This is a genomic window from Salinivibrio sp. MA351 (assembly GCF_001996065.1).
GTDB classification, from domain to species: Bacteria; Pseudomonadota; Gammaproteobacteria; order Enterobacterales; family Vibrionaceae; genus Salinivibrio; species Salinivibrio costicola.
The window spans coordinates 1-7651 of the sequence record NZ_MUFG01000046.1 but is presented as its reverse complement, the minus strand read 5'-3'; the positions used below and the strand labels follow the sequence as shown (position 1 = coordinate 7651).

General features: G+C 42.1%; 4 protein-coding genes. All 4 read right to left on the bottom strand.

All coding sequences use genetic code 11. The features are described 5' to 3' along the window. The coding region (locus tag BZG78_RS14955; RefSeq protein WP_077661656.1) for a hypothetical protein at window positions 1–546 on the bottom strand (546 nt) is incomplete at its 3' end. Between the two features lie 229 nt (window positions 547–775). Then, the gene (locus tag BZG78_RS14950; protein WP_077661655.1) at window positions 776–2650 is read right to left on the bottom strand and encodes a hypothetical protein; all 1875 of its coding nucleotides are present in this window, start codon (window positions 2648–2650) and stop codon (window positions 776–778) included. Then, the gene (locus BZG78_RS14945; protein WP_077661654.1) at window positions 2643–6728 is read right to left on the bottom strand and encodes a hypothetical protein; all 4086 of its coding nucleotides are present in this window, start codon (window positions 6726–6728) and stop codon (window positions 2643–2645) included. Before BZG78_RS14945 ends, BZG78_RS14950 begins: the two co-directional genes overlap by 8 nt. 231 nt (window positions 6729–6959) lie before the next feature. Next, window positions 6960–7436: a GNAT family N-acetyltransferase gene (locus BZG78_RS14940; RefSeq protein WP_077661653.1), complete on the bottom strand. Its 477-nt coding sequence runs from the start codon at window positions 7434–7436 to the stop codon at window positions 6960–6962. Between the last annotated feature and the right edge of the window lie 215 nt (window positions 7437–7651).

Below are 7651 nucleotides of genomic sequence, written 5' to 3'. Positions count from 1 at the left end.
GTAAAATAGTTCTGTATACTGACCTGAGAAAAGCTCGATACTTTGGGTTTTTTTATAAAACAAAGTATCTTTGAAATAGAGGTCTATGCCAAAGTAAATAAAACATGAGAAAGCTATTAAATATAATACAGTCAAGTGTTTTGTCTTTGTCTCAAGTTTTACTCTTTCCCAATCATGTTTAAGAATAATTTGCATGCTTTTTTCAAGCTTCTTGAAATTTCGATATGATGGCGAGTTGCAAATTTCATCGAGTTTTTTCAGAACATCAGAGTCGGAGCTATGCTTAGGGTCAGGGTTTAGGCATAGTTTGATATAAGTTGCCTTGCTTCTGATTTTTTTGGTTTTTTCGTTATCATCAGATGAATTTACATATTCAGAAAGTTCACTCATTGCAACTTTCAGGTTTTCTCTCCACTTTTCTCTTTCTTCAGTTACATATCTGACCGTTATTTGGCGAGAGTGCTGAATTCTAGAAAAGATTGCGGTTATTAATGCAGCTAAAACACTTGAGCCAATAATCGCAGTAATAATCTTGATGTCAAACACCGATACTCCTTTAGAAACTTAACGCTCGCAACACCGGACAATTTGAAGCGAAGTGGAAAATTGTTCCGAGTGCTTGCGCTTGTTATACGTGAGCTGAACCAGCATAGCCATGTCCAAATTCGTCCAAAATAGCACGCTAGGAATTCTACAATGCCCTAGGGTTCTAGGTAATGGATGTTGTGTAATTTTAAATCAAATACCTAGTTCTAACCATTTCATAAACTGTAATTCATTTACTACTCAGCATCCTCAAAATATCGAGGGCTTTTGAGCAGGTGTAGTATAAATAGGGCTCCAGGATACAAAGCCTTCCAAGCATCACTTCTATTCTTTCAATAGCGTCCGCGCCGATTGGCAGATATGCCAACTCCGTACACCATTGTCCTATATATTCCGCCCAGCCTTCTTTGTCCTCAAAAGCTGCTCCTGCCACGAGACCTATTGCCAGATAGTTTTCAGGCTCAGAATCCACATCAATATAGTCCCGATATAGTCGGCTTAAGATCGTCACCGATGCAGCAAGCTTTATACTTCTGGTCATACAGGCAACCTGAGCCAGTCCGTTTAACACTTGATAGATAGAATCCTTGTCGTTAGCCGCTGCCAACTTGTGCTGCGCGCTTTCGAGTAGTGAAACTGCGCGCTCCAAATATTCGTCATCAATTTTCCAGAAAGGTGCAGAATTCATCAAAACCTTGTAGGACTCAAATGAAGCCTCACCGTTTATATGCTTAGAAAGCAAGTTCGAGATTTCATGTGGCACATCCGCTGGTGCAGAGCCACCTTCCAATGGCCCAGGTAAGAACGAATGCAAGTTCAATCGCGAGCCAAGCGTAAGCTCCTTTTTAAGGTACTCAACAACCTCACTCGTATTGGCCTTTTGACATGCATTATTTGCCCGTCCATAGAGCTCATTAATGAACTGCTCTGCGGTTAAATACATCGGTAGCCATCTTGGCTCTTCCATTAGGTCGACAAAACTCTGGCAGAAAAAATAAAGCCCCCTTTGCCGAGAAGCCCACTGCTCTACTTTGTCAAAAGCGACCCCCTCTTCCAACCCCACCTTGACAATTAACGCTGACTGAGCAAATGAGGCAAGACGCCTATAGAATGGTGGCTTCCCCTTGAATATCTGCAATCGCGCCAGTTCTCCATCAACAAAAACTTCCATTGAGCAAAATAGACGCAGGTTATCTAACGTTTTTTCAGAAGATATGCATTCAAACAACTTTTTAATAATCGCGGCTGATGAATCCTTGAATTTTAGTATGCCTACTTCAAGGCATGATATTAAAAGTATTGGATGACAGGTTTCGATTGCTTGGTTTGCTATTGCGTGATACTGAGCCTCATCAACAAGACCATTGGAAACAATTACTGATATAGACTCATGGATGCAGATCAAAAGATCATTAATACCCACTTTATTTTCTATTCGGTCGTCAAAATGCTGTTTTAGCTCGACCTTACAGTACTCATCAATATTTTTACTCCCACAGCATTTCCCTACAAGCCTTTCGTAATAGCGAATATTATCTGGAACCAGCGTGGAAACTTTATTTGAGGAGCCTTGAAACTCCTGCCTCAATAAGGCCTCAATGTGACTTGGCGAGTGATCCAAATCAAGCAACAAATCTGACACATCATCATCACTGATCGTTGGTACCGAAAGCACTGCCCTCCAACGGTCCAGTTCCTCTTTCGAAAGTGATTTACCCTTCGCTTCTATCTCAAATAGGCTTAACCGCCTGTCTACATCAGCACAAAGCGGCCAAAAACTATCATTAAGTATCTGCAAATCACCCTTAGTTAAAGAAAAGGCTGGACGTTCACACAGATGATGGCGTAGAGACCAAGGAGTGCCATTAATATCCTCCAGAAAGTATTCTTCCTCGATATTTTCAAAAGCACTGCGAGTAGCCTCAAAGAGAGCACTTCTGGAAAAGGCTATATCTTTATCACCAAAACTGACTGTGACATCTGCCACAAGAGCCAGCTCTTCCAACAACTTAGAATCAGATAATAGTTCAGCCCTTACCAGACTGGGGAATAAATTGATAACGTGGGAGGCCATATAAGCACGCATAGAATCAGAATTAGCCATCCGACTTTTCCTCCAGCATCGATTGTTGAGAAAGGCTTTTAACCTGCTGCTTCATAGAGTCAACCACATTCTTAAAGCTCCACGGATCAAAATCCTTCAGCGGCCCCAGAACAAACTCATCCAACCAAGCTTTGTAGTCTTCCTTTTGCTTATCAGATACAGACTCCGGTGCAATCAACATGGAATTCACCTTTAATACCTCACCCAAATAGGCCATTCCTCCATCACCCCTTATTTGGTGGGCCTGCGCCCACTCCCGATAGCCCATCAGCTCATAAAGCCAGCAAGATCTGGCACGGCTTAGTTCGAGTGGAAAATCTGCCGACCACTGAGCCTTTATGGCTTGTGCAATCGTTTTCATTGTTTCGTGTAGCCACTGCGCATCTCGCGGGAGCTGAACCAGGCCACTAATCCTGATCAAAAGCATATTCTCTCTTATCAGTCTTAGCTGTTTGGTTGGCTTAAACTCACCATTCGCAATAACCGAGTGATTTAGGTGATATTCAAGCTCTTCAGAAGAAATGCTAACAAACTCAAACCCAAACTCCCGAAGCGATGTTCTGGCATCAAGCTTCTGTTCTTGAGAAATAAGCCCTTTATGGTGTAGCGTCTCGATAAAATCTAACGATGTAAAAATCGGTACCGTTCTTTCATTAAATGTAATATTTCGATGCCTGTTCATAAATCGATCATCTATAAATGCTGCATCGCATACTTTCAGCGTCTCAAAAAGCTCTTCTGTTGGTCTGGCATAATTATTCTTAGAAGCAGCAGCCACTTGGCCTTTATTTAACGGCGTTTCAGCAAGAATCACTTTCCCAGATGTAAGCCCATTAGAAAACAGCTTCCTTATATTTTCTATTTTCGAATCTGCCAGCTCGATGGTTGAATCGTAGTTTATCAGCGACCTATACCTATTTCGCTCCCCTTTAAAGACATACACTTCGAATCCGGCCTCGCTGAGCTTGTCGAGCATTTCAACGGTCATTAAATAGGTAATTGACAGTGAATCGAGAAATAATCTTGCACCACTTGTTACTTCAAGATCAGTGGGCCATTCTTTCTCGTGTTGGCGCAGGTAACTTAAGGATTTAACACACTGAGCTTCTGTGATTACAGCCAAACCCACGAGTTTTCTGATTAATTGTGAACATGAAATCAGGCCGTGATGAAATGACGAAAGATCAGCTTCCTCATCTCTGAAAGAGCCACCGACCTTATACACAGGCCAGGAACAAACCACCAATGCCTGCGACTCATTTGTAGGACTCGCTTGAACCTCCTCAAGCATATATGCAAGCTCATCACCCACATCTAACGCCAGCTGCGGATTGTTGATCTTTTTAGGATGAAAAACTGAAATTCTGCCGTCAGATACCATTCGCTCAAAATGTTTTGCCTTTTCAATCTGACTCGGCTGGTGAAAAGCTACTTTCTGCTTCTCTTCAAACAACCAGCGCATGAACGAGTGAGGGATAACAATTCTCTCGAAGCAATCAAACAAATGATGTAGCTGCCCTATATTCTCCATAACCAGCGCACTTGAAGCATCGATGGCAATCGTCTCACTATCAATATTCTGAACCGACCTAGCACCATGAAATATCGGTACTAAATTTTTCCGCCGTATATCTTTCGCGCTTTTGTTTTCCTGGGGTTGAACCAGATAAAAGTCAGACACCGTCCTGTTCAATAGCTCCGCCACTGTAAAAATAGGCGCATCACCATCAATATAGGCTTTAAAAACCTTCTCATTTTTCTCCCTGGCTTCAGACATCATCTCTTTTAAGTCGTCTAATGAAGCCCTATGCAATGGGCCATCGTCATTGGAGAGAACCATCGCTTTATTGAGCCACTCGGATGCTTTTTGATTGTCCTCCCAGACCATCGTGGTCGCCGTAAAGTACGATGCCGCTAACACTTGAGGATCTTCAGTATATTTGCCAGTACAAAACTCTACTATTTGCCTTGCTCGACCTGGGGAGACTGCTTTAGCTAACTGGGCAGCTTGTAAAAGTTCAGTGGCAGTCAGCTCTTCCCGACTACTCCAGCTATCTTCCACAAAGACAGTCAGGGATTCCCAGTCACCACCGAATATAGACAAATTGATTTCAAGCGTTTTAAGATCAGTTAGTTGTGATTTCGATTGCCTCAAAAGCACAATCTGTTCATGAGCACCACTTAGGTCCCCTTTTCTAAATAGACACCAAGCCCAGTGAGCTTGTAGCCCCTCGCTTCTCTTGACGAGATCCATCCTATCTGATAGAAATTGATGAAGCTCAGAAAATTTTCCAAGCGAAGAGGCGGCATTACAGATTCTGATAGCATCAGATTCCTGGCCAGTGCGATCAAATAGCTCCTTACAATATGAGTAATATCTATCCCCAACGTTTTCTCTTTCCAGTAAATTAATCAAATGAAAAAGATCATTGGTAGCTTTACTTTGTTGATATTGGCCTATAGCTAATGCAACTGGATCTTTACCCTTGGCTGACTCGATGATATTTCGCAGACTTATTACTTCAGCTTCAGGCGCACCCGAGCCATCTATCTTTTGTAGGAGATGTTCTGCATCATCCACCAACCCTGACCGCGCCAATGCCTCTACTTCAAGCATGCCAATAGCAACGGGATTAACAGCTTTTTCCAATTGATGCCTGTGGCTGGCAATATATTCCACCACTGCCGGGAATGACTTTTTGGTCTGTGCTAATACAAACCTGGCTAAACCAAGAATTGGATCATTATCATGGCTTAGCGCTGTCTGTCTATTAACCTCATTTTCAATAGACACAGGATCGAAATCAATTCCAAACGCAAAAGCTAATGGTAGATACTCAAGCGTTTTTTGAGTGTAACTAATGAAGTAACTCTGTAGCTGTGCCTTTGCTTGTTCATACGTTTCTCTGTTTCTAAGCTCCAACCACAACACATAGTTATCCGCCATATTCGCAACATCTTCAGCATCGAGATGCCTTGCCAGATCCGAGCAAATTTTAAACAGCTCAACAGCGCGATTTCTAAGCACTACAGATTCAGAATTATCTGACAGTGGAAACCTATCTGCTGCTAAGGGGATATAATTCAACACACTCTCACGGAGCTCAACGGCCTTTATTGCGTTTACCAAGAACGTAAATGCGGAAAGTTGAGCAAGCGCTGGTGAAATAGACAAGGATTCGTTGTCTATCGCCTGAACAATATTTAAAGCCTTTTCCCATTGATGTTCGGACAGTAACGCAGAAACTAAAGCGACTTTTCCACCGTTATCTAAGTCCTGAACACTTAAACCTGCATCTTCAAGCCAGTCAAAAGCAGCTTCGTTTCCCTCCACTGTTTTTTTAATCATGAAGAAGGCGGCATAATTAGATGGGCCACTTGTCTTAAGCAAACCAGACGCCGCATCTACATTGTTTGACCCAATCGCGTCAATAAAGGCCTGAGCTATTTCTGCCTCTTCCGTTTGGCATAGCTTTTTAGAGGCTGATAACCAGCTTTTCGCCTGCTCAACTCTTTCCCCCACGCACAAGTATCTTGCCAGTAGCGCTAGCGCCCTGGCTTTTGCTTGAGGGGTACCACCAGACAGCTCACCACCAATAATGCTTTCTGCTAAAGCCGTCGCTTTCTCTTCCTTAGGAAAGGAACCGAAAAATCGCAGCAAGGTAATTTCGTGAGCAAATTCTTCTATTTTTTCGTCTTGAAGGTGTTGGGCGGTAAACCCAGTACTCTTCATACGTGCTGTTATTTCATCAGCTACTTGTGATGGAAGTTTATTTAATTGATTGGGTAGCTTATTATTTTTCTTTAGCCAAACGTCAAGGAAATAGACAACAACACTGAAACCTATAAGGGAGGCTCCCAGAGGGTAATTTGGCTGCGAAATAGGAAACTGATAACCAGGGAAAAAATTCTGGTGCACTAACACCCAGTTCGCAATATCAATCCATAGTGGGACACTAAGCGACGTTAAACCTACCGTCATTGACGGCCAAATAATATACTTCGCTAATGAGGGCTTCCAATGAGTCTTCAGAAAATCTAGCACATCACGGATTGCTTCATTTAGATCAAATTTCATTAAATCCTTCCAGAAGAAGATGTCCTTTATAAATGAGCCAGAGTATCTGGATCGTTTTGAGTTTCCCGGAACAAAATATTTAATTTTGTTCGCTATGTGTCGAAAGCGGGCGTCCTACCGCCACCGTATAACGCCAAAATAACAGGCTAATAAAGCTTGGCCATAATTTTGAGCGCAGCGAACCAAGCCAAGCTTTATTAGTCCGCGTTGATTTTCTTGTTATACGATGCCTCACACCAAGCACTGAAACTGACCGTTTTTAGCTTTGAAACCTAGCTTATTAAACAAAGCTTGAGACCGAAAGTTACCCTCATCAATATCTGCATACAATTTTTCAATGCCCAAAGATTTAGCATGAGAAAATAATAAAATAAGAGCTTCAGACATATACCCTTTTCGCCAGTACGATGAATTTAGTAAGCATCCGACCTCACAGGAATCACCGTTATCACTAAAACTATGTAAGCCGCAGGTTCCAATAACTTTGTTTGTCGCTTGATCCATAACCGCCCATTCCAGCGATTCACCTGATTTCTCCAAACGGACGACGTTTTTTAACATCTGAACTATCATATCTTTCGATGTAAAAACTGGGTCTGAGGCAAATTCCATTGTTTTAATATCACCATAAATTTCAAACAAATCATCAGAATCATTCGTTTGAATTGACCTCAAAACAATTCTACTCCCGTGTAAATCAGGCTTCATTTCTCTCCTTAATCGTATAACATTGTATTAGCGCGCGTGCTCGATTTGTCAAAACCGTTATACGCGTCATTTTTTAACTAACTACTTATAATTAAACACATTTTTAACGATTGAGGCAATCACTTTGCCTGCAAAAGTGTGCATGCCGCCTATCCCGGCCAAGGCGTTCACATTATCCCCAAAGGATAAATTGTAACCCTATGATTATATTGTAT

Bases quoted from the DNA above. Each gene is read 5' to 3' on its own strand.
- BZG78_RS14950 (WP_077661655.1), bottom strand. From the start codon at position 2,650: ATGGCTAATTCTGATTCTATGCGTGCTTATATGGCCTCCCACGTTATC.
- BZG78_RS14945 (WP_077661654.1), bottom strand. From the start codon at position 6,728: ATGAAATTTGATCTAAATGAAGCAATCCGTGATGTGCTAGATTTTCTG.
- BZG78_RS14940 (WP_077661653.1), bottom strand. From the start codon at position 7,436: ATGAAGCCTGATTTACACGGGAGTAGAATTGTTTTGAGGTCAATTCAA.